The following is a 26,336-nucleotide window of genomic DNA, read 5'->3' on the forward strand; positions in this document are numbered from 1 at the left end:
CCATGAAGACACTGAAGACATTCAGAGACAGCGAAGATGGCGCTGTTACCGTCGATTGGGTGGTTCTGGCGGCAATGGTTGTCGCGCTCGGCGCCCTTGCGGGCACCGCGATGAACACTGAAGTCACAGCCTTCCTCGGCACGCTCGCCGGGGACGTGGAGGCTTTTGTAACAGGCGCGCATAACGGCACGTTCTGAGACGGCAGACGACATGCGCAAGCCTCGGCTGGCCGTTTACTGGCCTCTAGCCCGACGCCGGGACGCATGTATCACGCAACCTATTCATTGCCCTCGGTGCAAAACGCCCTGAGCATCACGGAAAGGGACCAACATGAGAGCCGCATTTGGATTAGTGCTCATCGTGGGTGTCGCCCTGGCTGGCGGCGCCGTCATGATGGCGAAAAACTACATCGAGGCCTATCAACACGCTCTGGCCCAGGAACGGTCGAACCGCGATGCCGCAGTTCCGACCGTAAACGTCTTTGTGGCCAACAAGACGCTGACTTACGGTGAAGAGCTCACCAAGGAAAGTGTGCGGTCTGTGGCGTGGCCCGAGAACGCTCTGCCCGAGGGCGTTTTCCATGAGGAGGCGGAGCTTTTCCCCTCTGACAGCCCCAAGGACGCGCGCTTCGTGCTGCGCACCATGGAGAAGAACGAACCCCTCTTGGCCGTCAAAGTCACCGCCCCCGGCGAGGACGCAGGCATTACCTCCCGGCTTGAGAAAGGCATGCGCGCCTTTGCCATCCGCGTGGACGTCGCCAGCGGCGTATCAGGCTTTCTGCGTCCCGGAGATCGGGTCGACGTCTATTGGAGCGGGCAGCCCCCCGCACGCGGTGGCCAGGAACTCGGCGGCGAAGTGACCCGCCTGATCCAGAGCAACATCGAGCTGATCGCGGTCGACCAGATGTCGGGCGGCGACTTCAGCAGCGCGATCATCGCGCGCACCGTCACCGTCAAGGCGCAGCCCGAAGAAGTGGCCCGTCTGGCACAAGCACAAGCCACTGGCCGTTTGTCGCTGGCCTTGGTCGGCGCGCAGGATGACACCATCGCGTCCCTCGTCGAGGTTGATCAACGTGCCCTCTTCGGGCTTGGCGACCTCGAAGCGGCGGAACCGGTGAAAGAAGACAGGGTCTGCACTATTCGCAATCGACGCGGTGCAGAGGTGGTGGAAATCCCGATTCCCTGCACCGACTAGATTTTTCGTAAATAAACAGACAGTTAGAACGGGCCCGCGGATCAATCTGATCCTGCGGGCCTCCTCTATTGTGGCTCTGCCCCCTCAGCTTTCTCTTTAATAAACGCCTCGAAGTCATTGATTCTTGCAATGAAACACGAAGTCGCGCACATTAGCCGCAAAATCGGGGCGCAAAGACCCCACATCAGAGGCGTGATCGGAAAGGCAGGTCACATGTCAATTAGACGGTATTGTGCGGCGGCCCTCACGGGGCTGGCCCTCCTATTTGCTCATTCTCCCTCGCCCGCAGTGGCGCAGGGGATCAGCGTATTGAAAAAGGGCACCAACGCGGTTCTCGATGTGCCGATGAACCGGGCCGTGGTGGTCGAAGCCGATGTGCCCTTTGCGGAACTCAGCATCGCCAATCCCAGCATTGCGGATATTTCCTCACTGTCGGATCGCACGATCTATGTGCTGGGCAAATCGCCCGGCCTGACGACGCTGACGCTGCTGGACGGCTCTGGCGGGCTGATCACCAACGTGGATGTGCGCGTCGCTGCGGATGTGAGCGAGTTCAAACAGCGCCTGCAGCAGATCCTGCCCAATGAAAAGATCGAAGTGCGCACCGCCAATGATGGCATTGTTCTCTCTGGCACCGTTTCCAGTGCCCAACGCCTGCAGCGCGCGCTGGATCTGGCAGAACGCTATGCTCCGGATCGCGTCAGCAACCTGATGACCGTGGGCGGTATTCAGCAAGTGATGCTGAAGGTCCGCTTTGCCGAAATGGAGCGCTCCGTCAGTAAGTCGCTGGGTGGCTCCATGCTGATCAGATCTTCGGATGGCGCGATTGCCACCGGCTCCTTCCAGAACCGTGGCGGCAACGGAAATATCTTTGGCGACAGTGTCACAAGCCCCGTTCAGCTCCAGAGCGAGACCCTTGGCGCAGCCCTGTTCGGTTTCGACATTGGCGCGGTGCAGTTCAACGTGCTCCTGGAAGCACTCGAGCAAAAAGGTCTGGTACGCACCCTGGCGGAGCCGAACCTCTCGGCCCTTTCGGGTCAAGAAGCCAATTTCCTCGCCGGTGGTGAATATCCGGTCCCCGTTGCGCAAGAAGATGGCGTGATCACGGTTGAGTTCAAACCCTTCGGGATTGAGCTGAACTTCATCCCGCGCGTGGTTGATGGCGATCTGATCAATCTGGAGCTCAAGGCTGCAGTCTCGGCGATCGACACCACCAATTCCGCGACCTTTGACGGGTTCTCCATCAACGCCTTCTCGCGCCGCGAAACCGCAACGACGGTAGAGCTGCGCGATGGTGAGAGCTTTGCGATTGCCGGTCTCATTGAGGACGAGTTCCGCGACGGGGCCGCACAGGTGCCTTGGCTTGGCGATGTGCCGGTTCTGGGCGCCCTCTTCCGCAGTGCAGATTACGCCCGCAACCAGAGCGAATTGGTTATCATCGTCTCGGCTCATCTGGTGACCCCGACCCGCGGCGAAGCGCTGGCGCTGCCAACAGATCGCATTCGCCCCCCGAGCGAGAAGAATCTGTTCTTGTTCGGACAGACCGAACGCGCACAGGCCGGGGCTGCAGGCGAAGTTGCAAATCAGGACTTCAACGGCTCTTATGGCTATCTACTTGATTGATCCAGACAAACGGTGGCGCAGATGTTGAAATATGCAGCAATTTTGGGATTGGCCTTGGCGACCGGGGCCTGCGCCTACAAAGAGGCGGGCGAGCCCCTTGATCCGAAGTATTTTGGGTCCGCAAACGCCAACAACACCGCCGTGCTCTCGGGTGATCGCAGCTACCGGGTGCAACTTGCCACCCGTTTTGCCAACGAAGTTCCGTCAACAATCAACTTCGACTTTGACAGCGCGCGTCTGGATGGCGAGGCCCGCCGGGTTCTGGACACACAGGCCAAGTGGATCCGTCAGTTCCCGGAGGTGCGGTTCCGGGTCTATGGCCACACCGATGCGGTGGGCAGCCAGACCTACAACAAACGCCTTGGCTTGAGGCGCGCCCGCGCTGCGGTCAACTATTTGGTTTCGCGCGGCATTTCGCGCTCGCGGCTTGAGGCCGTCGCCTCCTTTGGCGAGACGCAGCCGTTGATCGTGACCGACCAGCGGGAACGCCGCAACCGGCGCACCGTCACCGAAGTCAGCGGCTTTGTCGCGGCGCGGGTGAACGAACTCGATGGCAAATACGCCGCCGTGATCTATCGCGACTATGTCGAGAGTGCGGTCTCCCCGACTACGATTTCGGCCAAAACCGCGCTCACGGACGAGTGATCCTCGGACCGGACGGGCCTGAGACAAATGAGCTGCGCGCCGATTTCAGGCGGGCAGTTCACCGCCTGCCAAAGCGGTAACAAGTTGTTAGGCATGATTAACATTCCCTACAATCGGAGTTTTTTGGCCCCAATCTCGCCCATATTGCGAACGACACTGATCCCATAGGCGCCGTGTCCCTTGTGAAGGAACCGGCGCTGGTCCAACATCGGCTGGGTGCCGGGGCCAAACAATGTGGGGATACTGGCGATGACGAGTGGGATTTCGCAAACGGAGGCTGTGCCGATCGCAGCCTGCACAATCAGTCGAGACGTTCAGAACTTCGATCTGCTGATCGAAGACATGGAAGCGGTTATGGGCGAGGCTTGGGGCGACCTTGGCTTTACTGAATCGCTCGCGTTTTTCTATCAACCCGAAGCCGAAACTCTGGAGTTCGTGGCGCTTGCGATTGACGCGGAGGATGAGGACAATCTTCCGCTGATGATAGAGATCATCACCCAGGCCAAATCCCGCAACATCAAGGTCATTCTGGTGGCAGAGGATGTGACGCCCGCCGCGCTGCACAAACTGCTGCGCCAAGGCGCGGATGAATTCATCCCCTACCCTCTGCCGGAACAGGAACTTGCGGCCGCCATTGACCGCTTGCGTAAACCCGAAGAGGCGCCCGCACCCGCAGCGGCGCCACAGCGGGCACATAAGTTGCATGCAGACAGCCAGCGCGAAGGCGCTGTGATCGTGACGCAGGGACTTGCCGGGGGGACCGGTGCGTCCACATTTGCCGTCAACCTCGCCTGGGAGCTTGCGGAGCTCAACTCGGGCGATCGCCCCTCTGTGTGCCTGCTTGATCTCGACCTGCAAACCGGCTCGGTGTCGACCTATCTCGACCTTCCGCGCCGCGAGGCGGTGATGGAGATGCTGAGCGAAACCGAAGCCATGGATGAGGACATCTTTGGCCAATCCCTGATTTCCTTTCAGGACAAGCTGCAGGTGCTCACGTCTCCGGCCGATATGGTGCCGCTGGAGTTCATCACGCCCGAAGATATTTTGCGGGTGGTTGAGATGGCACGGAGCCACTTTGATTTTGTGGTCATCGACATGCCGCACACAATGGTGCAGTGGACCGAAACGGTGCTGAACCTCGCGCATGTCTATTTTGCGATGATCGAACTGGATATGCGCTCGGCGCAGAACGCCTTGCGCGTCAAACGGGCCCTTCAGTCCGAAGACCTGCCCTTTGAAAAACTGCGTTTCCTGCTCAACAGAGCCCCGAGATTCACCGACCTCAACGGCAAAAGCCGGGTGAAGCGCCTTGCTGAAAGTCTTGGCATTTCTATCGACGTGCAACTCCCGGATGGCGGAAAAGCGATCCTGCACAGCTGTGATCATGGCCAACCGCTGGCGATCTCTGCCCCCAAGAACCCTCTGCGCAAGGAAATCGCCAAGCTGGCGAAGAACCTGCATGAGCTGGGACAGGCAGAGGCGGAAGCCGCCTAAGTCGCAACGCGACAGCACGGGAAGGTATCGAAATGTTTTCCAAGTACAAAAAGCAATCCTCTGCGCCTGCTGCCCCCGCAGCGGCCCCTGCCGCGGCTCCAAAACCTGCCGCCAGCCCCAGCGCACCTGCCGCCGGGGTCAAGGCCGTTCTGCGCCGTCCCGACCAGCGCAACGCAGCTGCCGCCGCACCGCAGGACCGTGAGCGCAAGCGCAAGGAACGGCTGAGCGAGATCAAAATTGATCTGCACAGAGAGCTTTTGGAGAACCTCAACCTCGCCGCGCTTGAAAAAGCCTCTGAATCTGAGCTGCGCAGCGAGATCGCAGCCATCTCCAATGAGGTGCTTCAGGAAAAAAGCATCGTTTTGAACCGCGAAGACCGTCAGCAGCTCATGAAAGAGCTGTATGACGAGGTCACGGGTCTTGGCCCGCTCGAAGCGCTTTTGAAGGATGATACCGTTTCCGATATTCTGGTGAACGGCCCCCAGCAGATCTTTATCGAACGTGCAGGTAAGCTCGAACTGAGCGACATTACCTTCAAGGATGAAAAGCACCTGATGCGGATCATCGACAAGATCGTCTCGGCTGTGGGGCGTCGAGTTGATGAATCAAATCCCTATGTGGATGCCCGTCTCCAGGATGGGTCGCGCTTTAATGCCATGGTGCCGCCGATTGCGGTAGATGGCTCACTGGTGTCGATCCGGAAATTCAAAAAGGACAAGTTACAGATCGACGATCTGGTAAACTTTGGTGCCTTCACCGAAGAAATGGCCGCCTATCTTCAGGCTGCTGTCTCGACCCGTCTGAATGTCATCGTGTCCGGCGGGACGGGCTCTGGTAAGACGACCACGCTCAACGCGCTGTCGAGCTTTATCGACAACTCCGAGCGCATCCTGACCATTGAGGATACGGCGGAACTGCAGTTGCAACAGACCCATGTGGGACGCATGGAAAGCCGCCCGCCCAACGTCGAGGGCAAGGGAGAGGTCAGCCCGCGCGACTGTCTGAAAAACGCGCTGCGGATGCGCCCGGATCGCATCATCGTCGGCGAAACGCGTGGCGCCGAAGTGATCGACATGCTGCAGGCGATGAACACGGGCCACGACGGCTCGATGACCACGATCCACGCAAACTCTGCCCGTGACGGGATCTCGCGTCTCGAGAACATGATCGCCATGGCCGGGATCGAGATGCCGATCAAGGCTGTGCGCAGCCAGATTGCCTCGGCTGTGAACCTGATCGTACAGGCCTCGCGCCTTCAGGATGGTTCGCGCCGGATGACCTCCATCACCGAGATCACCGGGATGGAAGGCGATGTTATCTCCATGCAGGAAATCTTTCGCTTCCAGCGCGTGGGCCTTACCCCCGACAACAAGATCATCGGCCATTTTACCGCGACCGGCGTGCGCAGCCATTTCTCGGAACGCTTCCGCCTCTGGGGCTATGACCTGCCGGCGTCGATCTACGAGCCAACCGTGATGGAGAGCCGCTGATGGAATTCGGGATTGAACCGCTTATCTACGGGCTGATCTTCATCGGCGTCCTGGTGCTGGTCGAAGGCATCTATCTGGTTGCCTTTGGCAAATCCATCAGCCTCAACAGCCGGGTGAACCGTCGCCTCGAGATGCTGGAAAAGGGCGGCAACCGGGAACAGGTGCTTGAGCAACTCCGCAAGGAGATGCAGCAGCACCTCAAATCTCAGTCTATCCCACTCTATTCCCTGCTGGCCGAGAAGGCGCAGAAGGCGGCCATCGCCTTTACACCGATCCAGTTGATCCTCGTCATGTGCGGTCTCACCGGCGTGGCCTTCATCGGGCTCAGCGTCGGCACACAAGCCGCGCTTCCTGTGCGCGTTCTTGGCTCGGTCATTATCGGTGTCGGGGCCGTATTCTTCTGGGTAAATTCCAAAGCCAAGAAACGCATGGCCAAAATCGAAGAGCAGCTCCCCGATGGGGTCGAGCTGATGGTGCGCTCGCTAAGGGTCGGTCATCCGTTTTCCTCGGCAGTGCAGATCGTGGCCAAAGAGGTCGAAGACCCGCTGGCCACCGAATTTGGAATCATCGCCGATGAATGCGCCTATGGCCGTGACGTGGGCGAAGCGCTGAAGGAAATGGCCGAACGTCTGGACATGCAGGATCTGCGCTTCCTCGCGGTCGCCGTGACGATCCAACAGCAATCGGGCGGCAACCTCGCCGAAGTGCTTGCAGGGCTTGCCAAAGTGATCCGCGCCCGTTTTCGACTGTTTCGCCGCGTAAAGGCGATCACGGCCGAGGCGCAGTGGTCGGGCAAATTCCTCTCTGGCTTTCCGCTCTTCGTGCTTGCTGGCACGCTGGTTTCAGACCCGCATTACTATGACAACGTGATCGACCACCCGTGGTTCATGCCCGCCTGTTTCATCGTGGGCGGCATGCTGACGGCAAATATCTTCGTGATGCGCAAGCTGACGAACATCCAGGTCTGAGGAGACAGCCATGGACCCGTTGACCCTTGTTCAAGATCTCCTGATCCAGCACCTAGGTGAGTTTGGCCCGCTGATGGCGGTTGGATTTCTCGGGCTGCTCTTGGTGGTTGTCGCCGCTTTCTTGCTGTTTAACCAGCCCGAAGACCCGCTGAAGAAATTGCAGCGCAACCTCTCCGCCGACCAGAACGCCAAACCCCAGAATGAGCGTCTGCGCCAGGCCAGCCGCAACGAGCAGCTTCAAAAGTTTGCCAACTTCCTCGAGCCCCAGGACGCCGAGGAACTCTCTGCAATGCAGTTGAAACTGCGGCAGGCGGGATACCAGTCCAAGGATGCGGTGCGGCTCTTTCACTTCCTGCAGTTTGCACTTGGCTTGGCGGGTTTGGGCTTTGGCCTGTTTCTCGTTTACGTCCTCAATGCCGACGTTGAATATACGACCAACCAGCTTGCGATGCGTGTCCTCGGTCCTGGTGCTGCGGCCTACTACCTGCCCCGCTACTGGATCACGCGCCGCATCGAGGAGCGCAAGCAAGCGATCACCCGCGCCTTCCCGGACGCGCTTGATATGATGCTGGTCTGCGTCGAAGCCGGACAGTCTCTGGATCAATCCATTGTACGTGTCGGCAAGGAACTGCAGGCCTCCTACCCCGAGCTTGCAGAAGAATTCGAGATCGTCGCCCATGAAATGAAAGCCGGTAAGGAAAAGGACAAGGTTCTGCGCGACATGGCCACACGCTGCGGCGTGCAGGATGTCGCCTCCTTTGTGACGGTGATGATCCAATCGGCTGCCTTCGGTACCTCGATCGCCGATGCGCTCCGGGTTTATGCCGGGGAAATGCGGGACAAACGCGTGATGCGCGCCGAGGAAGCCGCAAACAAGTTGCCAACCAAAATGACCCTTGCCACAATGGGGCTGACAGTTCCGCCCTTGCTGGCGATCCTGATTGCTCCTTCTGTTCAGGGGCTGGGAAACATAGGAAAATAGGCCAACAAAATGCAGTTTCGAAACGGGCGCACCCACCTTTTCCGCCTTGTTTCACCCACAGCCGCCATCAGTGCCCTTGCACTGATGGCGGCATGTGTTTCGGGACAGGGACAGCCCCTCAAGCCGGTGTCGCCAAATGGTGTCTGGGCCCCCGGCGTCGATCAGCGCGGCGAAAGCGTTCGGGCGCTGGAGGTCGGGCACAGGTTGCTGGCCGCGGATCAGTACGAACTGGCGATCGAGGCCTTCAACCGTGCCGCCCTCGAAGAGGGGCTCACAGCCGAAGTGCTGTCGGGTCTTGGCTCGGCCAACCTCGGGCTGGGACGGCTCGGACAGGCGGAAACGCTTTTGCGTCAAGCCGTTGACAAGGAACCCCAGTGGCCCGAAGCGCTCAACAACCTCGGCACCGTGCTCCTCGAGAAGGGGGAATATGCGGAGGCCGAACAGATCCTGCGCCGCGCCTATGCGCTCGACAATGGCCAAAGTGACGCAATCCGCGATAATTTGCGCCTCGCTCTCGAAAATCTTGACAACACAGGGCATACTGCCCCCACAGGCGATCAAGATAAACTGGTGCGAAAAGGCGGGGGCGTGTTCCTCATCGAAACGACACCGTAGCGCCAGAGGCAGAGCAGAAAAGGACGCAGCAAAATGCGCCACATGGGTCTATTGGCCGCAGGGCTGATTGGGGCGCTGTCCCTGACAGCGTGCAGCAAGGAAATTGATAAAGAAGCCGTCGACCGCGCGCTTCAGGACGTCAATGTCGTTGATGAAAGCAACCTCAACAGTGTCGTGCTCAACAGTGCCGACCCCAATGAGGCCGTCTCGTACTTTCAGCGCAGTGTGAAACAGTCACCGGATCGGATTGATCTGAACCGTGGACTGGCAAGCTCGCTTATTCGGGCCAAGCGCTATACCGAAGCAGCTGCCGCATGGCAGCGCGTGGTCGATCTGCCCGAGGCCCAAAGCGCCGACAGCGTCGAGCTCGCCGATGCCCTCATCCGCAACAACGAGTGGGATAAGGCGCGTCAGGTGCTTGATACCGTGCCGCCCACCCATGAGACCTTCAAACGCTACCGCCTCGAGGCCATGGTCGCGGATTCGGAACAAAACTGGAAGGCCTCTGACAGCTTTTACGAGACAGCCGTGGGCCTGACGACGAAACCGGCAGGCGTGTTCAACAACTGGGGCTATTCCAAGCTCACCCGCGGAGACTTCAGCGGGGCCGAGCGTCTCTTTGGCGAGGCGCTGCGTCAGGACCCAAGCCTCTTCACCGCCAAGAACAACCTCGTTCTGGCCCGCGGCGCGCAACGCAACTACAGCCTGCCCGTGATCGCAATGACCCAGACCGAGCGTGCGCAGCTCTTGCATACGATGGCGCTCTCTGCGGTGAAACAGGGCGATGTCAGCACGGGTGAAGGCCTCCTGCGGGAAGCCATCGAGACCCACCCGCAGCATTTTGATGCTGCCGCCCGCGCGCTGGAAGCGCTCGAAAACGGCTGATCGGAGCCGCGACAGATGCATTTCCCGCCCGAGGCCGCCCTGTGGTTCCTGCCCTTCGTTGTGCCGCTGTGCTATGTGGTGGCGCTGAACGATCTGCGCAGCATGCGCATTCCGAACTGGACGGTCGACACGCTTGGACTGATCTACATCCTGCTTGGCCTCCTGGTGATGCCGACATGGGCGGACTACGGCTGGCAGCTGCTGCATCTGCCTGTCGGCATCGCCATCGGATACCTGTTCTACGCCAGCGGTCTGGTCGGGGCGGGAGATGCAAAATTTGCAGGTGCCGCAGCGCCTTATGTGGCTTTTGCGGACCTGAAGCTGATCATGATCATCTTTGCGATTACGCTATTGTCGGGTTTTCTGGCCCATCGCCTTGCGCGCCACACCCCCCTGCGCCGCCTCGCACCCCATTGGCAGAGCTGGAATACGGGCGCGAAGTTTCCAATGGGATTGTGCCTTGGCGCGACCCTTGCGATCTACCTCGGTCTAGCGGCCTTTGTTCCAGTCTAGCCCCCTGCCCTGAAACGTCGGGCAAATATCCTGAAAATCACCGTGGTCCTTCGCGGAATTGCTGCAGGGCTGCCGTGGTCTTGCCACAGTGTTGAATAGTCTCTTTCCAAGATCAAACGTGACGGCATCGCCGTCCCAACCCGCGTGAAAAGAGGCTCGCCTGATGAACATGCAGAACCAGACGGTCATGGCTCCCCCGCCCCCCAAGGGGCTGGCAGAAATGCGTCTGCCACTGGTGATGATGCGGGACATCCTGCTGAAGACGATGTTTCGAAAGAACCTCGACATGGTGACCGATCTGGCCGGCGCGATCTGCCTGCCGACGTCTGTCACCCAAGAGCTTGTCGACCTCGCGCGTGGCCAGAAGCTCCTTGAGGCCACAGGGACCCTCAATGCCAATTCCGGCAATGAGATGGGCTATCAGCTGACCGACGCGGGCAAGGCCCGCGCGCTCGATGCGCTGTCGCAGTCGGAATATTTTGGCGCAATGCCGGTGCCGCTTGACGTGTACCGCGAACAGGTAAAGCGCCAGTCGATCCGCAATATCATGGTGACGCGCCAGCAGCTTACTTCGGCCATGGGCCACCTGATCCTGCCCGACAGCCTCCTGGACCACCTCGGCCCCGCCGTAAGCGCAGGCCGGTCGATCCTGATGTATGGTCCACCCGGCAACGGGAAATCCTCTATTTCCAATGGCATCCGGGACGCGCTTGGTGACCGGGTCTATGTGCCCCGCGCGATTGAATACGCCGGCCAGGTCATCACGGTGTACGATCCGATCGTCCACACCGAGGTCGCAGCAGAGCCCGTGGACCCCAATGCCCTGCGCAAGCGGCGCCGTTTTGACGAACGCTATGTCTGCTGCGAGCGCCCCACAGTGGTCACAGGCGGCGAGCTATCGTTGTCGATGCTGGATCTCGTCTACAACCCCACCGCGCGCACCTATCAGGCCCCGTTGCAACTCAAGTCGACCGGCGGCATTTTCATCGTCGACGACCTTGGACGCCAGGCCGAGAGCCCGCAGGCCCTGGTCAACCGCTGGATCGTCCCTCTGGAGGAAAGCAAAGATATCCTCGCGCTGCAATCGGGTGAAAAATTCGAAGTCCCCTTTGACACGCTGGTGATCTTCTCCACCAACTTCCACCCCAATGAGATCTTCGATCAGGCGGCCCTGCGCCGCATCTTCTTCAAGATCAAAATCGACGGGCCGGATCAGGAAAACTTCCTCAAGATCTTTGCCATGGTGGCGCGCAAGAAAGGCATGCCCCTCGATGAGGCCGCGCTGGTGCATCTTCTGAAGACGAAATACCCCACCATCGACAATGTCTACGCAAACTATCAGCCGGTGTTCCTGATCGACCAGATGATCTCCATCTGCGAGTTCGAAGGCATCCCCTATCAGATGTCGCCAGAACTGATCGACCGCGCTTGGGCAAACATGTTTGTCAGAGACGAAGTCATCGTCAAATAGTCCCGGCTCAAACGCCCTGCAAAACCAAAAGGCGCCGGAGGCAACAGCCCCGACGCCTTTTTCATCTTTTCAAAAATATCTCCGCCGGAGGCAGCGGCCCCTCAGGGCCGCATCAGGCCGTCAGGCCTTCGGGCTCGGAGAGATTGTTCGCACGACAGCAGGCCGTGACCGTATTCGCCAAAAGACAGGCAATCGTCATCGGACCAACCCCGCCGGGCACCGGTGTAATCGCCCCGGCGCGCGCCGCTGCGCTCTCATAGTGGACATCCCCCACCAGACGAGTCTTGCCCTCGCCCTTCTCAGGAGCGTCGATGCGGTTGATGCCAACGTCGATAACGGTTGCACCTTCCTTGATCCAGTCACCCGGAACCATCTCGGGACGGCCCACCGCCGCCACCACGATGTCGGCGCGGCGCACCACCTCGGGCAGATCCTTGGTCCGCGAATGCGCAATCGTCACCGTGCAGCTGTCCCCCAGCAAGAGCTGAGCCATCGGCTTGCCCACGATGTTGGAGCGGCCAATCACCACGGCATCGAGACCAGACAGCGAGCCATGATAGTCGCGCAACATCATCAGACAACCAAGCGGCGTACAGGGGACCATGGATTTTTGTCCCGTCCCAAGCAGGCCCACATTGGAGATATGAAAGCCATCGACATCTTTTTCCGGCGCGATGGAGTTGATCACCAGATCCTCGTCGAGATGCTTGGGCAGAGGCAGCTGCACCAGAATCCCATGCACTTCGGAGTCCTTGTTGAGCTGGTCAATCAGCGCCAGGAGATCCGCTTCGGAGGTGTCAGCGTCGAGCTTATGCTCGTAGGAGTTCATGCCCACCTCAACGGTCTGCTTGCCCTTGGAGCGCACATAGACCTGAGAGGCCGGATCTTCACCGACCAGCACAACCGCCAGCCCCGGAGTGATGCCGTGTTCTTCTTTCAGGCGGGTCACATGCTCGGTCACCTGACCGCGGACCTTGGCCGCAAAGGCCTTCCCGTCAATGATTTCTGCTGCCATCGTATCTATCCTTCTCAGGGGGCCGAACTCGATTGTGAGTCGGCTCAAATCTCGGGGATTTCACGCGCTTCCCGCGAAATCGACCAATCCACCATATCGCGCCAGATGCGCTCCACCAGTTCCGTATCGAGACCTTCCTCATCGGCGGTCTGACACGCATTGGAAACCACCTCTTCAACCCGGGACTGGATGCGCGCGGGCCATCCGTTTGCCTGTTTCAGGGTTACGGCACGGTCGATGTAGTCAACGCGTGCCCGAAGCAGCTTTACCAGCTCCACGTCGATGGCGTCGATCGCCTGACGCAGCTCGGTCATATCTACACAGTCTTGCGGCGGTTTGCGGTGGGTCATCTCTCTATCAAAACTCCTACGGCCCGAGGCATATGCCCCGGGCCGCAGATTGCCGATTTCGTGCCTTAGAACAAGCCTTCGATCAGGCCCTCTTCATTGAGGCAGATGCTTTCCGCCGCCGGGGTGCGTGGCAGACCCGGCATGGTCATGATCTCACCGCAAACCACCACGATAAAGCCCGCACCCGCCGAGAGGCGCACTTCGCGAACCGGAACCGAGTGGCCGGTGGGCGCACCGCGCAGGTTCGGATCGGTCGAGAACGAATACTGGGTCTTCGCCATGCAGACCGGCAGATGGCCATAGCCCGCTTCTTCCCACTCTTTCAGCTGGTTGCGGATCTTGGCATCGGCCAGAACCTCGTCAGCGCGATAGATGCGCTTGGCGATGGTTTCGATCTTCTCAAACAGCGGCATCTCATCGGGATAGAGCGGACCGAAGTTTGCACCGCCACCCTCAACAAGCTCGACCACCTTCTCAGCCAACGGCGCGGAGCCCTCGGAGCCCAGCTCCCAGTGGCGCGACAGGATCGCCTCGACGCCGTGAGAGGCGACATATTCCTTGACCGCATTGATCTCCGCATCGGTGTCGGTGACGAAGTGGTTGATCGCCACGACCGCAGGCACGCCAAAGGATTTGACGTTCTCGATGTGACGACCGAGGTTTGCACAGCCGTTCTTGACCGCCTCGACGTTTTCCGCGCCCAGATCCGCCTTGGCCACGCCACCGTTCATCTTCATGGCGCGCACGGTCGCAACGACCACCACCGCAGAGGGGGCGATGCCGGCCTTGCGGCATTTGATGTTCATGAACTTCTCGGCGCCGAGGTCGGCCCCAAAGCCTGCTTCTGTGACAACGTAATCCGCCACTTTGAGCGCGGTCTTGGTTGCGATCACGGAGTTACAGCCATGTGCGATGTTCGCAAACGGGCCACCGTGTACAAACGCCGGGTTGTTTTCCAGGGTCTGAACGAGGTTGGGCTGCATGGCGTCCTTCAGGAGAACGGTCATCGCGCCTTCGGCCTTGATGTCGCGGCAGTAAACCGGGGTCTTGTCGCGGCGATAGGCCACGATGATGTCGCCGAGACGCTTTTCCAGGTCCTTCAGGTCGTTGGCAAGGCAGAGGATCGCCATGACCTCGGAAGCCACGGTGATGTCAAAACCGGTTTCGCGCGGGAAGCCGTTGGACACCCCACCCAGCGACGCCGTGATCTGGCGCAGGGCGCGGTCGTTCATGTCGACCACACGACGCCATGCAACGCGGCGGATGTCGATTTCCTGCTCGTTGCCCCAGTAGATGTGGTTGTCGATCATGGCCGACAGCAACGAGTGCGCCGAGGTGATCGCATGGAAGTCGCCTGTGAAGTGGAGGTTCATTTCCTCCATCGGCACAACCTGCGCCATGCCGCCACCGGCGGCGCCACCCTTCATGCCGAAGTTCGGCCCGAGGGACGCTTCGCGGATACAGATCATCGCATTTTTGCCGATACGGTTCAGACCATCGCCCAGACCAACGGTGGTGGTGGTCTTGCCCTCACCCGCCGGGGTCGGGTTGATCGCGGTCACCAGCACCAGCTTGCCGTCTTCATTGCCCTGCACGGAGTTGATGAACTCTTGGCTCACCTTCGCCTTGTCGTGGCCATAGGGCAGCAGGTCGTCGTTTTTCATGCCCAGTTTGGCGCCGATCTCCTGGATCGGGAGCTTGTTCGCCGCGCGGGCGATCTCAATGTCACTCTTATAGCTCATAGCCGGTATTCCTAAATGTCGCGTTGCAGAGCCCGGTGGCGGACACCGAGTATGCCTCTACGATTAGCGAGTCTGAAACAAACCGCGCCATTGGTTTCCGACATAATTGCGATCCAGAACGTCGCTCTTCGTATTCGCACGCTGATCGCTAACACCGAAGCCTGAGGGTCGCACCCTTAGCGCTCTGCCGCCCAAGCGGGCTGGTCGGGCACAAAAAGACGCATCTGATCACCAAGAGCGAGCCGACCGGGGCGTTCGACCCAAGCGGTCACGCCGCGGCGATTTTCGGCGGCGGTTTTAAATTTCGGGCCAAAGCCTGTGTGGTCTTTCTCGATCTCGCGACCGGGCAGGATGCAGGGACGATTCTCGATGTCGACGGTGATCGTGACCCCATTTTTGCCCTGCAGGCGCGACGCAGGCGGCAGGTGGGTCAGGTCGGGAATACCGCGCAGCACGACTGTTGCGCCGAGATACCGCGGGTCAAGCGCCTCAAGCCCCATCTCTGCCGCGATCAGCGCGAGTTCCTCTTCGGAGAGAATCGTCAGTTGGCGCGTATTGCGGATCTCGGTGCCGGGGACATAGAGGTTCTTGACCCGCACACAGGAGGGACGCTGGGCCCCTTCGTGCCGCTCGCCTGCGACGCCACTGAACAGCAGATCCAACTCAGTGCGGGGCTGCGCCTGAATACCTGTATCGGCGGGAACCATCCCCAACCAAGTGATCTCTGCGCTGAATTGGGTTTCGCGTAATACCGGCATGATGCTCACGTCCTGCTGTCAAATTTTGTCGGCAGTCTAGACGAAGTTTCAAGAGCAACAAGCCATTGACCGACCGCCCCGTGCGCGTCGTCTCTGACCCTCAAAGTGGCAGATCGACCACGCGACGATCGCCGCAGCAAATAGCTCCAGTAACTCCTCGTAGACCAGTGCGCGCGCGATCAGGGTGGGATCCAGAATAACGCCAAAATCCGCGAATTTGCGTCCGATGCCATCAACGCCTTTGGCGACAACAATTGCACTCACCGCAAGTGCACCACCCCAGGACCAGAGGCTCAGTTGACGCAGCCCCTTAAGAAGCTCGGGCAGGTTCACGCGCAGCAGACGCCACACCACCAAGAGCACCAAGGCAATTATGGCAATGCCGATCACCTTCTCCCACAAAGGCGCGCCCCCGGAATAAAGCCGCAGTTGCAGGATGCCCTCGCTCAGAAAGCGCTTGTCGAAGTCCAGCTCGCGGCCACACAGTAGGAAAAACAGCGCGGAGAGCTGCCACTGGGTGCGCAGCGCGGTGCCGCCCACAAAGTAGAGCACCATGACAGCGCAGAGCCCCCAAAGTACCGCAGAGACTTTCTCGACCGGGCCGTCCTCATGTAACGCATCCTGAAACGCAGGATAGTGGGCTGCCGCCCCCCAAAGTGCCACACCCACGGCGAGGGTGATGAGGCAAGCGAATATAAAAGGCGCAGAACGCGGGTGAAACGCAGCCTCTGCGCGGGAGGCGGAGACCTCTTGAGGGGATTGGGAATACACGACAGCACCGAGTTAATGAAGGTGCCACTGCATATTCGAACGAAACGGTTCAGGTTCAAGGGGACTGTAACCGCTTTGTGACGCAGCTGTGTAAACCGCATGGGGCGCCCCGGCATATAAAAAAAGCCGCGGCAGAACCGCGGCTTTTCGTAATTCTTATCAGAAACTTAGGAAGAAGGCTCAGGTTCCATATCCCCTTCGGGCGGAGTTTTCTTGGACTTTGCCTTCGGGATCGCGGTGACGGAGGTGGCACCGGTGTCGGCGTCATCATCAGCGTCATCATCCGCCTGCGGCGGCTCGCCGTTCATCACGCGCTTGATCTCTTCGCCTGTCAGCGTCTCATATTCCAGAAGACCTTGTGCCAGACGCTCCCATTCATCCTTGTTCTCTTCAAGGATCTGATAAGCGCGTTGGTAGGCCTCCTCGATGAAGCGGCGGACCTCTTCTTCGATAAGCTCTTTGGTATTGGCAGAGACCGAGAACCCAGCCGTGTTGCCGGAATAGCCCTCATGCGCTTCGGCGTAGTCGATGTTACCGACCTTGTCGGACATCCCCCAGCGCAGCACCATGGCCCGCGCCAGTTGGCTCGCCTGCTGAATGTCGCCGGCGGGGCCATTGGACACATGGCCGGGGCCATATTTGATGATCTCGGCAGCCTTACCGGCCATGGTCATCGCCAACTTCTGCTCGCACTCGTCCTTGTGCCAGTTCAGACGGTCCATCTCAGGAAGGCTCACCACCATGCCAAGCGCGCCGCCACGGGGGATGATCGTCGCCTTGTAGACTGGATCACATTCCGGCAGCTTCAGACCAACCACAGCGTGACCTGCCTCGTGATAGGCAGTCTTTTCCTTCTGATCGGCGGTCAGCACCATGGAGCGGCGCTCGGCCCCCATCATGACTTTGTCCTTGGCGTTTTCAAAATCTTCCATGGTGACAAAGCGGCGGCCCACACGCGCAGCCATCAAAGCAGCCTCGTTCACAAGGTTCGCCAGATCCGCGCCGGAGAAGCCCGGGGTGCCACGCGCAATGATGCGCAGGTCCACGTCCGCACCCAGAGGGGTCTTGCGGGCATGCACGCCGAGGATCTTCTCGCGACCTTTGATGTCAGGGTTTCCGACGGTCACGTTGCGGTCAAAGCGGCCTGGACGCAGCAAGGCCGGGTCAAGCACGTCCTTGCGGTTGGTGGCCGCTAGGATGATCACGCCCTCGTTGGCCTCAAAGCCGTCCATTTCAACCAACAGCTGGTTGAGGGTCTGTTCGCGCTCGTCATTGCCGCCGCCATAACCGGCACCCCGGTGGCGACCCACGGCGTCGATTTCGTCGATAAAGACGATACAGGGCGCATTCTTCTTGGCCTGTTCAAACATATCGCGGACTCGGCTTGCACCCACACCAACGAACATCTCGACAAAATCGGAACCGGAGATGGTGAAGAACGGCACACCCGCCTCGCCCGCGATCGCACGCGCAAGGAGCGTCTTACCAGTACCCGGAGGGCCTACAAGCAGCGCGCCTTTGGGGATCTTGCCGCCGAGACGCGAGAATTTCTGCGGGTTGCGCAGGAATTCCACGATCTCTTCGAGCTCTTCTTTCGCCTCGTCGATACCTGCAACGTCGTCAAACGTCACGCGACCATGCTTCTCGGTCAGCATCTTGGCCTTGGATTTGCCAAAGCCCATGGCGCCACCTTTGCCCCCGCCCTGCATGCGGTTCATGAAATAGATCCAGACGCCGATCAGCAGCAGGAACGGCAGAAGCGTCAGCAGGAAGGACTGGAAGGTCGATTGCTGCTGTTTTTCTGCGCGCACGGGGATGTTGTTGTCGATCAGCATTTGGGTGACTTCTGCGTCGCCCGGTTTGATCGTGGTGTAGCTCTGGCCATCCGAAGTCGTGTAGCGAACCTGTTCGCCGTCCAGCGTCACAGTGCTGACGTTTCCGCCCTCTACAGCGGTCACGAATTCCGAATAAGTCTTCTCGCGGCTCTGTAGTGTGCTGCCGGACCCGCTGAACAGATTGAACAGGGTCACAACGAGTAGAAACAGAACGACCCAGAAGGCGATATTGCGTGCGTTGCCCAAAATGGCTCTCCCAAGAATTCCAAGGACGTCACGGCCCTAGCACGCGACGACCATAAGTTGCACCTAAAATAGGGAGGTTTTGGTGAGGTTCAATGCGATAAAGCAGACAGTGCCCATGTCTCAGGCTGTCGAATTGCCGCAATCGTCCAGCCAGAGCGCTCCTGAAGCAGCGGCGCGGCGATCAACTGGCCATCACACCAGACCCCCGGAAGAGATTTCAAAAGGGCGCGCGGGGCGTCGTGACTGCGCCAATCGGGGATTTCGGCAAGGCCTTCGGCTCCGAGCGCGCGAATCTCGACGCGTCGGCTCCATCCGGCAGGCGCCTTGATGTGCCATGCCGCGTCCCAAGTTGCATCCATCGTTGCGACACCACCCTCACCGGGCAAGAGGGCGCATGCGGAGTGTTGCACGGAGGCATATTCGCGCCCAACCCAGATCGCACCGCCCCGCACGAGGATATGGCAGCCCTGCAAGGTTGCGCCCCGCCCCTCTTTCAGCGCCTTCAATGCATCGAGAACAGGCGCCCGGCGCGGCGGGTATGCGGCGCCGTTTGTGTGCAGAAGTGCCGACACCAGAAGACGACGCGCGATTTCGGTCTCAAGCCGATTAAACCCTGCACAATCAAGGACCACCATGCCAAGACGGATCTGCCCGATCGACGCGGCAGCGGTGCGTGTCGCACTGTCCAATGCCCTATTGGCCATGCGCATATTGTCAGCCACCGCTGTCAGCGCGTCCACGGTCAGACCCAAAGGCTCCAGCGCGTTGAGCGCATCGCGTATACGCACACGCTCGAACTTCATATCAAGGTTTGAGGGATCCTCGATCCAAGCCACATCGCGCGCCGTAAGATAAGCGCGCAGATCGCTACGGCGCAGATCCAGCATCGGACGCAGGACATCGATCCCGTCGCGGTGGTGACATGTCGGCATACCGCAGAGCCCGGCCACCCCAGAGGCCCGTCGCAACCGCATCAGAACGGTTTCAGCCTGATCGTCCGCGGTATGCCCGACCGCCACCGCGCCGAGGCCCTGCGTCCGTGCCCAGTCTCCCAGCAAGCGATAGCGCGCAGCGCGGGCCTCTGCCTGAAGGTTTCCGCTGTCAGCGGGATGTTGCCATGTCAGGGTCTGATGCGAGAGCCCAAGGTCATGTGCTTGCTGCGCCACAAACTCGGCTTCACGCCGTGATTCGGGGCGCAACCCGTGATCCACCGTGGCCACCGCCAGCGCTGTGTCTTCTGCACGAGCCATGGTCGCAAGCACATGCATCAACGCAACGGAATCGCTGCCTCCGGAGACAGCGACGCCAAGTTTTTCGGGCAAGGGACCGATACGGGCGCGGATCGCAGAGGTCAGCGCCTCTTCTGTCGGTGTCAGGAGCACGCCAGTTTGGACCGCTCCGCTTCGGCTGCGGTCACGGCGGGATCATTGGGGAAACGCACGGCGACCTCGGCCAGCGTGATACAAGCCTGATCGAGCTGCCCCAGTCGCCCAAGTGCCGCGCCCAGTTCAAACAGCGCTTCGGGTGCGATGGCGCCCGCCGTATCACCGGTAAACGCCGCCAGATAGGCCCGCGCCGCTTCACGGGTGTCGCCCAGACCGTCCAACGCCTTGCCGCGGCCGAAATCCACCTGAGCCGTCAGCGGACTGCCGGGATAGGCCTCTTTGAAGGTCGCAAAGCGGTCCGCAGCTGCCTGATAGTTCTCAGCCTCAAGATCGCTCATTGCCAGCTTGTAGTCGGCTTCCTCGCCTACGGCGAGCTCGCCTCCGCCAACCACCGTGCTCTCCCCATCGGTGCCAGGCACCGTGGTCTGCCCCAGCTCTGTTTCGCCTTCGATGTCGCCGCCCAGCGTCGTGGTCTCGCCCAGCGTGGAGAGGTCGCCGCCTTCCAGCTCAACGAGCCTGAATTCCAAATCACCGATCCGGTTGGTACCATCCTTCACAATGCTCTGAATGCGAAACTGCAGTTGCTCTGTCTTGGCGGTGAGCTTTTGCAGCTCGGTCTCAATTGCGGTGACCCGGTCGAGCACCGAAGATCCCGCCAGCGACGCCGAAGGGGCCCCCGTGGTCGACAGTTCCCGATTGAGGCGCTGAACTTCCACATGCAGGACCGTCAGCTCTTGGCGAATGTCCGCCAAGGTCTGTTCACGCTCCTGCGCCATGGTTGGGAGGGCGCTGGCAACTGCCAACGCCGACGCCAACAAGATCTGCCGCAGACCGCTCATGTCGATCAGCTCAGCGCGCCGCCGGCCAGCACGGTCACGGCACGGCGGTTCTTCTCATAACAGCTCTGTTCGGAGCAAATCTCGATCGGGCGTTCCTTGCCAAAGGACACCGTCTGGATCCGGCTGGCAGCAACACCCTTGGAGATCAGATAATCACGTGCGGAGTTCGCGCGGCTTGCACCGAGGGCGAGGTTATACTCGCGGGTGCCTCGCTCGTCGGCGTGGCCTTCGATGGTGACAACATAGGCTGGGTTGGCCTGCAGCCAGCGCGCCTGCCCATCGAGGATCACCTGCGCCTCGGGAGAGATGCTGGACTGATCTACAAGGAACAGGACACGGTCGCCCACGGCCTCGCGGAAATAAGCAGGGCTCGAGGGGTCCCCGAGTCCGCCGTCCACTCCGATACCGGAGCCGCCATTGCCCGCGCTGGTGTCGTCCCAGCGCGTGTCGGAACAGGCCGAAAGGGCGAGGCCCGCGACCAGTAGAATTGCTGTCTTGATACCGCTCATGTGAAATCGCCTCGTGTGCTCGGACATTTCTTACCGAAGTGTTAGCATATTGTACCCGGCCACGCCACGGGCTTGCACGCGTGGTTCTTGGCCGGGCGGTTCATCAGTTCTGCAGAGGGGACCAGGAGGGGTCAGACGCCCCATCCGGCGTCTTGACCGGCTTCAGATTGCGACCTGAAATATCCACCGAATAGAGCCGCGCCTGACCGCTGGCCCCCTGGGTTTCGCGCGTGAACATGATCACCCGACCATTGGGCGACCATGTGGGACCCTCGTCAAGAAAGGACGCCGTCAGCAGGCGTTCCTCGCTACCATCTGTGCGCATCACGCCAATATGAAACCGGCCCGCGTTCTGCTTGGTGAAGGCGATGTAGTCGCCACGCGGCGACCAGACTGGGGTGCCATAGCGCCCCTGACCAAAACTGATCCGCTTGGCCTCTCCACCCGACGCAGACATCACATAGAGCTGCGATGTCCCGGAGCGGTCGCTCTCAAACACGATCTGGCTGCCATCGGGCGAGAATGACGGGGCGGTTTCAATCGACGGCGCACTGGTCAGGCGCTGCGGGTTGCCAGAGTTGATGTCCATGGAAAAGAGGTCGGTATTGCCGCCTTGAGACTGCGAGTAGACAATCGTCTGGCCGTTGGGGGCAAAACGCGGCGCAAAGCTCATGGAGCCATTGCCCGCCGACAATACCCGCCGCTGCACGCGGCCGACATCCAGCACATGGATTTGCGGAAAGCCGCTCTCATAGCTGGTATAAAGCACGCGGTCGCCGGTGGGCGAGAACCGGGGCGCGAGCACAATGGCGTCCGAGTTGGTCAGATACTGCACATTGGCCCCATCGTAATCCATGATCGCAAGGCGCTTCTTGCGGTCATTCTTGGGGCCGGTTTCCGAAACAAACACGACGCGGCTGTCAAAATAGCCACCTTCGCCGGTCAGGCGAGAATAGATCGTATCGGCCACCTTATGCGCGATACGCCGCCAGCCGTCGGTCGTGCCCGAAAGCTGAAGCCCCGCGCCAAGCTCTTGCCCGGCGAACACGTCATAGCCGCGAAAGCGCACGGTGATGCGATCGCCCGACAGGCTCACCGCGCCTGCAATCAACGCCTGCGCGTTGATCGCCTTCCAGTCGGTGAAATTCACCTCAGCGTCAAAATCGGTGTAGGGCGAAATATAGGCGACCTTGGGAATTTCGCGAAACAGCCCGGAGCCCACAAGATCCTGGGCGATCACACGGGCAATGTCCGTCGCATACTGCGCCGCTGCCGGGGTGTCGGCGATGAAATCGGGCACCGCGAAGGGCAACGGTTCGATCACACCATCCGTGATCTCGATCCGGAGCGGCCCATCCTGTGCCTGCACCGCCCCAACGGGCAGCAGCATTGCAAGGCCAAGGAGTACTGTCGCAATTGCGTTTCTCATCTGATCCGCATTCCTTCGGGGTTAAATGTCATCTCAATATCACGCCACTGAGCGTATTTGTCAGCCGGAAGATCAAATCCTCTTGATCCACAGCGGATGATTGCACGGCGCGCGGCCTCATAGGCCTGTTTGGCAGAGCTGTCGGACCCACCAGTGCTCGACAGCAGGCGAATGGAACCAATATCCGGCACGCCCTCGCGCGAGAGGGTGACCCCCACGACAACCTCCGTAAGCAGCGCCTCGCTCGACAAAGAGCCGAGGTTCCAGCATTGCGACACCGCAATCCGAAGGGCATCTTTTTCTCCTCGTGTCATCGGCGGGCCGGAGGGTTCGGGCGCCTCCACCTCCCCCGCGCCACTCAGCGCTTCTGCAAGCGCATCGTTGACAGCGGAACGCTCGACCTCGGGGTTTTGCTCCGCATCCGGGGCGGGCTCTTCGTCGCGGGCGGCGGTTTGGGTCTGTGGTTCAGGGTCAGGCTCTGGTTCCGGAGCGGGTCGCGCCGGGCGCGCGCGCGGACGAACACTCGCCAGAGGCGCTGTGGGCTCGGCATCATCTGCTTCGGCCTCGGTGACGATACGGTCACTTGCGGCCTCGGGTGCCGTGGCTTCCTGCACGGGCTGATTGGCCTCTGCCTCGGCATCGGGTGCAACCTCTTCCTGCACCACATCGCCAATCTGTGTGTCCGGCTCGGGCGCGCGCACCGGCTCGGGCGCGACACGGTCCGTCTGCTGAGCAGTCTGAGGCTCTGCGGTTTGCGGCAGGTCCGTCACGATTTCGGGCAGCTCTGGTGCATCAGGCACACGGCTTGGCACCTCGGGATCAGGCTCTGGCGCGGGAGGCTCTGCCGCCGTGTCTGCGACCGGCGTTTCAATCGGCGCAGGTGTTGCGGGGGTCTCGGGCGTCTGGCTCGGGCGCTCGGGGATCGACGGGGTCGTCTCGGTGATCGCCGGTTCCTGTGGCGCCTCAGGGGCGTCAGAGACCTCGGGAGCAGCATATTGCTCGCTCAGTCGTGCAAACTCTTCTGCCGAAATGATCGACACATCCTGGCTCTGGAAGGGTAGCGGCTCAGGATTGAGCCACCCGCCAGCCAGCGCCCAGGTGATCAGGAGGCCATGCCCCGCGAGAGAGATCTTTGTGCCGGTTTGCACATCCGCACCCGTGTTACTCTGCCGGGGCGGCAGACCGCCCGTCGAGTGCAGGGCCGCCCTGGTCGGTCACAAGCCCCACATTGGCAAACCCACCCGCATTGAGCGCGCCCATCACCTGCATGACATCGCTGTAGGCAATCGCCCCATCAGCACGCAAATAGACCCGATCCGAGTCGCGTTCGGCCGCAATTGCCTGGAGACGCGCCACAAGCTGATCGCGCGCAACCGGCGTGGTCTGGATCTGGATGTCACCTGCGGCAGTCATGGTCACGGTGAGCGGTTCTTCATCATCCCCGGCCAGCGCGCCTGCGGCGGTTTTCGGCAACTCGACGGGCACGCCCACTGTCATCAGCGGGGCTGCAACCATGAAGATGATCAGAAGCACCAGCATCACATCCACAAAGGGCGTGATGTTGATCTCTGCCATCGGGCGCGCGCGCGACCGACGCCGTCCGCGCCGGCGGCCACCGCCTGCATCCTTTGTCTGAACACCGGCTCCCATGGCTCAGCTGTCCAACTGGCGCGAGAAGATGGTCGCGAATTCATCAGCAAAGGCCTCATAGCCGCCAATGATGCGATCAGAATCCGCCGAGAGTTTGTTATAAAAGATCACCGCCGGGATCGCAGCCAATAGCCCCAGCCCCGTCGCCAAAAGCGCCTCGGCAATCCCCGGTGCGACAACGGCAAGGTTGGTGTTTTGCTGCTCTGCGATCTCGATGAACGCATTCATGATACCCCAGACCGTTCCGAAAAGCCCGATGAAGGGCGTGGTCGAGCCGATGGTCGCCAGCACCTGTAGTCCGCTCTGAAGACCCTCGCTCTCCTTGGAGATCGCCACATCCATGGAGCGGTCGATGCGCGCCTGCGCGCCCGGTATCAGCGCTCCGTCCGTTCGGTGACTGCGGCGCCATTCGATCATGCCAGCTGCAAAGATGCGCTCTGACCGGCCCGAGGGCTCGGCTCCGATCTCCTCAAACAGCTCGTCCAGCGGGTTGCCGGACCAAAAGGCGCGCTCAAACACCTGCGCTTCGCGACGTGCTGTGCGATAGGTGATCACTTTCTGAATGATAATGGACCACGACCAGATCGACGCCACGATCAACATGATCATCACAAGTTTTACGGTGAGCGTCGCGCGTGCGAACAGCCCCCACATGGAGAAATCAATCTCCTGTGCCAGTGCCAGAGTTTCTGCTTCCATCTGCCTGCTCTATCGCCAGTTGCCGCGTCGTTTAGGTTGCGCAGCCCAATTGGGGCGAACGCTAGCGCAAAACAAGCGACATTGCCAAGGAAACAGGGGGATTGTCGCCTATTGTTACAGAGATGCGCGGACTTCTGCCGGGAGCCGGACAGGTTTTCCGCTGTACATGTCCATACAGACCGCAGTCACCTTGGCCCTAAACAGCTCTTGCCCCGCGCGCCGCACCACCTGAGACATCATCAGGCGAGCCGAGGTCATTTTCTCGGGCTGGGTTTCCACGATCAGCTCATCCTCGAACCGTGCTGGCGCGAGGTAGTCCGCTTCAATCCGCGTCACCACCCAGACGATTCCCTTGTCGCGCATCTCATTCTGATCCACCCCGAGGCGGCGGACATAGTCACTGCGGGCACGTTCGATGAAACGCAGGTAATTGGCGTGATAAACGACGCCGCCCATATCCGTGTCTTCGTAATAAACGGTGACAGGAAACTGGTGGCTCATGTGGTATGTTCCTGTTGATCCGGTGCCGGGCCTTGCAGACGCGCAAAGAGGCGCAGGGCGTGGCTTGCATCCTGAGCCGCCACCGGCATCATCCGATCGTAGGCCGCCGCAATGACGCCCGCGATCTCGGGGCGCAGAATAGTATTGCCATTTTCAGGCAGAACAGCGAGCGGCGAAACTTCGGAAAAAGCGCGTTCGCTCCACAAGAGCATCACCTGCACCGCCTGCGTGAGCGCCAGTGTCTCTGCCGGCACTTGCGCCATTTCGCCCTTCATGCGCAGGAAGACAAATGCCGCCTTTATCGCGCCCTCATCATCAAAGCGAAACGCGCGATACTGGCTGGCCTCTTCGGTCGACAGGCGATTCACGAGCGGAGCGAGCCCGGGGATCATGCGATCAAGGTCGGGCACCTCCAGAAGCTCCTCCCAGTCGCGAAAGAAGAAGAACATGAGGTTCGTTCCAAGCTCCGGATCGGTTTCAGCCATCTGATGCCCGGCCAAGGTGACAACGGCTTCGACCGCGCCTTTCACAATCGCCAGCGTCTCGTCTGCAACGCCAAAGACGATGGGCGCAATCGGGCGCCCCCAGCGCGCAAAGGCGTAAGAGCCATCCTCACGCGTAAAGAGCGCTTCGATTTCCTCTGGCAGCATAAGGGCGGGCATGCGCGGCCTCGATATTGTGATCATTTGTCGAGTGGTTTTAAGGGCGTGCAAAGGCCGCAGCAAGA

At 60.4% G+C, this 26,336-nt stretch carries 27 protein-coding genes; 12 read left to right on the forward strand and 15 right to left on the reverse strand.

Annotation, left to right across the window (positions count from 1 at the left end):
• Window positions 1–2: 2 nt before the first annotated feature.
• The 12 genes from TM1040_RS16140 (at window position 3) to TM1040_RS16195 (ending at window position 11,880) form a co-directional block, all read left to right on the forward strand.
• Complete coding sequence (locus TM1040_RS16140) at window positions 3–197, forward strand: Flp family type IVb pilin (protein WP_011539664.1); 195 nt, start codon at window positions 3–5, stop codon at window positions 195–197.
• A gap of 133 nt (window positions 198–330) precedes the next feature.
• A complete protein-coding gene (gene cpaB, locus TM1040_RS16145; RefSeq protein WP_011539665.1) occupies window positions 331–1,194 on the forward strand; it encodes a Flp pilus assembly protein CpaB in 864 nt (287 codons plus the stop codon).
• A 213-nt stretch (window positions 1,195–1,407) separates the two neighbouring features.
• Window positions 1,408–2,817 (forward strand): type II and III secretion system protein family protein, encoded by a 1,410-nt coding sequence (locus TM1040_RS16150; RefSeq protein WP_044026877.1) that lies wholly within the window; start codon window positions 1,408–1,410, stop codon window positions 2,815–2,817.
• Window positions 2,818–2,838: 21 nt separating this feature from the next.
• A complete protein-coding gene (locus tag TM1040_RS16155) occupies window positions 2,839–3,462 on the forward strand; it encodes an OmpA family protein (protein WP_011539667.1) in 624 nt (207 codons plus the stop codon).
• Window positions 3,463–3,711: 249 nt separating this feature from the next.
• Window positions 3,712–4,956: an AAA family ATPase gene (locus TM1040_RS16160; RefSeq protein ID WP_011539668.1), complete on the forward strand. Its 1,245-nt coding sequence runs from the start codon at window positions 3,712–3,714 to the stop codon at window positions 4,954–4,956.
• A gap of 32 nt (window positions 4,957–4,988) precedes the next feature.
• Entirely contained in the window at window positions 4,989–6,446 is a 1,458-nt protein-coding gene (locus TM1040_RS16165; RefSeq protein WP_011539669.1) for a CpaF family protein, read from the forward strand.
• Window positions 6,446–7,414 carry a type II secretion system F family protein gene (locus TM1040_RS16170; RefSeq protein WP_011539670.1) on the forward strand — a complete coding sequence of 323 codons (969 nt, stop codon included), beginning with the start codon at window positions 6,446–6,448 and terminating at the stop codon, window positions 7,412–7,414. The genes TM1040_RS16165 and TM1040_RS16170 overlap by 1 nt, the downstream gene beginning before the upstream one ends.
• A 10-nt stretch (window positions 7,415–7,424) precedes the next feature.
• Window positions 7,425–8,396 carry a type II secretion system F family protein gene (locus tag TM1040_RS16175; protein ID WP_011539671.1) on the forward strand — a complete coding sequence of 324 codons (972 nt, stop codon included), beginning with the start codon at window positions 7,425–7,427 and terminating at the stop codon, window positions 8,394–8,396.
• 9 nt (window positions 8,397–8,405) lie between these two features.
• Window positions 8,406–9,011 carry a tetratricopeptide repeat protein gene (locus tag TM1040_RS16180; protein WP_011539672.1) on the forward strand — a complete coding sequence of 202 codons (606 nt, stop codon included), beginning with the start codon at window positions 8,406–8,408 and terminating at the stop codon, window positions 9,009–9,011.
• 33 nt (window positions 9,012–9,044) lie between these two features.
• Window positions 9,045–9,896, forward strand: a complete 852-nt coding sequence (locus TM1040_RS16185; RefSeq protein WP_011539673.1) for a tetratricopeptide repeat protein — start codon at window positions 9,045–9,047, stop codon at window positions 9,894–9,896.
• A gap of 15 nt (window positions 9,897–9,911) precedes the next feature.
• Window positions 9,912–10,409 (forward strand): prepilin peptidase, encoded by a 498-nt coding sequence (locus tag TM1040_RS16190; protein ID WP_011539674.1) that lies wholly within the window; start codon window positions 9,912–9,914, stop codon window positions 10,407–10,409.
• Window positions 10,410–10,572: 163 nt separating this feature from the next.
• On the forward strand, window positions 10,573–11,880 hold the full coding sequence (locus TM1040_RS16195; protein ID WP_011539675.1) for an ATP-binding protein: 1,308 nt from the start codon (window positions 10,573–10,575) through the stop codon (window positions 11,878–11,880).
• A gap of 112 nt (window positions 11,881–11,992) precedes the next feature.
• Here TM1040_RS16195 and folD read toward each other — a convergent pair whose 3' ends face one another.
• From folD to TM1040_RS16270, 15 genes are all read right to left on the reverse strand, one after another.
• Entirely contained in the window at window positions 11,993–12,895 is a 903-nt protein-coding gene (gene folD / locus TM1040_RS16200; protein ID WP_011539676.1) for a bifunctional methylenetetrahydrofolate dehydrogenase/methenyltetrahydrofolate cyclohydrolase FolD, read from the reverse strand.
• A gap of 44 nt (window positions 12,896–12,939) precedes the next feature.
• Window positions 12,940–13,245: a chorismate mutase gene (locus TM1040_RS16205; protein ID WP_011539677.1), complete on the reverse strand. Its 306-nt coding sequence runs from the start codon at window positions 13,243–13,245 to the stop codon at window positions 12,940–12,942.
• A gap of 65 nt (window positions 13,246–13,310) precedes the next feature.
• Window positions 13,311–14,987: a formate--tetrahydrofolate ligase gene (locus tag TM1040_RS16210; protein WP_011539678.1), complete on the reverse strand. Its 1,677-nt coding sequence runs from the start codon at window positions 14,985–14,987 to the stop codon at window positions 13,311–13,313.
• Between the two features lie 176 nt (window positions 14,988–15,163).
• Window positions 15,164–15,745, reverse strand: a complete 582-nt coding sequence (locus TM1040_RS16215) for an MOSC domain-containing protein (RefSeq protein ID WP_011539679.1) — start codon at window positions 15,743–15,745, stop codon at window positions 15,164–15,166.
• A 48-nt stretch (window positions 15,746–15,793) separates the two neighbouring features.
• Window positions 15,794–16,516, reverse strand: a complete 723-nt coding sequence (locus TM1040_RS16220) for a hypothetical protein (RefSeq protein WP_011539680.1) — start codon at window positions 16,514–16,516, stop codon at window positions 15,794–15,796.
• Window positions 16,517–16,683: 167 nt separating this feature from the next.
• Complete coding sequence (gene ftsH, locus TM1040_RS16225) at window positions 16,684–18,597, reverse strand: ATP-dependent zinc metalloprotease FtsH (RefSeq protein WP_011539681.1); 1,914 nt, start codon at window positions 18,595–18,597, stop codon at window positions 16,684–16,686.
• 89 nt (window positions 18,598–18,686) lie between these two features.
• Window positions 18,687–19,979 carry a tRNA lysidine(34) synthetase TilS gene (gene tilS, locus TM1040_RS16230; RefSeq protein ID WP_011539682.1) on the reverse strand — a complete coding sequence of 431 codons (1,293 nt, stop codon included), beginning with the start codon at window positions 19,977–19,979 and terminating at the stop codon, window positions 18,687–18,689.
• Complete coding sequence (locus TM1040_RS16235) at window positions 19,970–20,821, reverse strand: tetratricopeptide repeat protein (protein ID WP_011539683.1); 852 nt, start codon at window positions 20,819–20,821, stop codon at window positions 19,970–19,972. Before TM1040_RS16235 ends, tilS begins: the two co-directional genes overlap by 10 nt.
• A 5-nt stretch (window positions 20,822–20,826) precedes the next feature.
• Window positions 20,827–21,330, reverse strand: coding sequence for a peptidoglycan-associated lipoprotein Pal (gene pal, locus TM1040_RS16240; RefSeq protein ID WP_011539684.1), 504 nt, complete (start codon window positions 21,328–21,330; stop codon window positions 20,827–20,829).
• 103 nt (window positions 21,331–21,433) lie between these two features.
• On the reverse strand, window positions 21,434–22,759 hold the full coding sequence (tolB, locus tag TM1040_RS16245; RefSeq protein ID WP_011539685.1) for a Tol-Pal system beta propeller repeat protein TolB: 1,326 nt from the start codon (window positions 22,757–22,759) through the stop codon (window positions 21,434–21,436).
• Window positions 22,756–23,907 carry a hypothetical protein gene (locus TM1040_RS16250; RefSeq protein ID WP_011539686.1) on the reverse strand — a complete coding sequence of 384 codons (1,152 nt, stop codon included), beginning with the start codon at window positions 23,905–23,907 and terminating at the stop codon, window positions 22,756–22,758. Before TM1040_RS16250 ends, tolB begins: the two co-directional genes overlap by 4 nt.
• 13 nt (window positions 23,908–23,920) lie before the next feature.
• Window positions 23,921–24,409: a protein TolR gene (tolR, locus tag TM1040_RS16255; protein WP_011539687.1), complete on the reverse strand. Its 489-nt coding sequence runs from the start codon at window positions 24,407–24,409 to the stop codon at window positions 23,921–23,923.
• Window positions 24,410–24,412: 3 nt separating this feature from the next.
• Window positions 24,413–25,108, reverse strand: a complete 696-nt coding sequence (gene tolQ / locus TM1040_RS16260) for a protein TolQ (protein ID WP_011539688.1) — start codon at window positions 25,106–25,108, stop codon at window positions 24,413–24,415.
• Window positions 25,109–25,222: 114 nt separating this feature from the next.
• Window positions 25,223–25,609: a tol-pal system-associated acyl-CoA thioesterase gene (ybgC, locus tag TM1040_RS16265; protein ID WP_011539689.1), complete on the reverse strand. Its 387-nt coding sequence runs from the start codon at window positions 25,607–25,609 to the stop codon at window positions 25,223–25,225.
• Window positions 25,606–26,271: a hypothetical protein gene (locus TM1040_RS16270; RefSeq protein ID WP_011539690.1), complete on the reverse strand. Its 666-nt coding sequence runs from the start codon at window positions 26,269–26,271 to the stop codon at window positions 25,606–25,608. The genes ybgC and TM1040_RS16270 overlap by 4 nt, the downstream gene beginning before the upstream one ends.
• Between the last annotated feature and the right edge of the window lie 65 nt (window positions 26,272–26,336).

The sequence above is a fragment of the Ruegeria sp. TM1040 genome (assembly GCF_000014065.1).
In the GTDB taxonomy this organism is placed as follows: Bacteria; Pseudomonadota; Alphaproteobacteria; order Rhodobacterales; family Rhodobacteraceae; genus Epibacterium.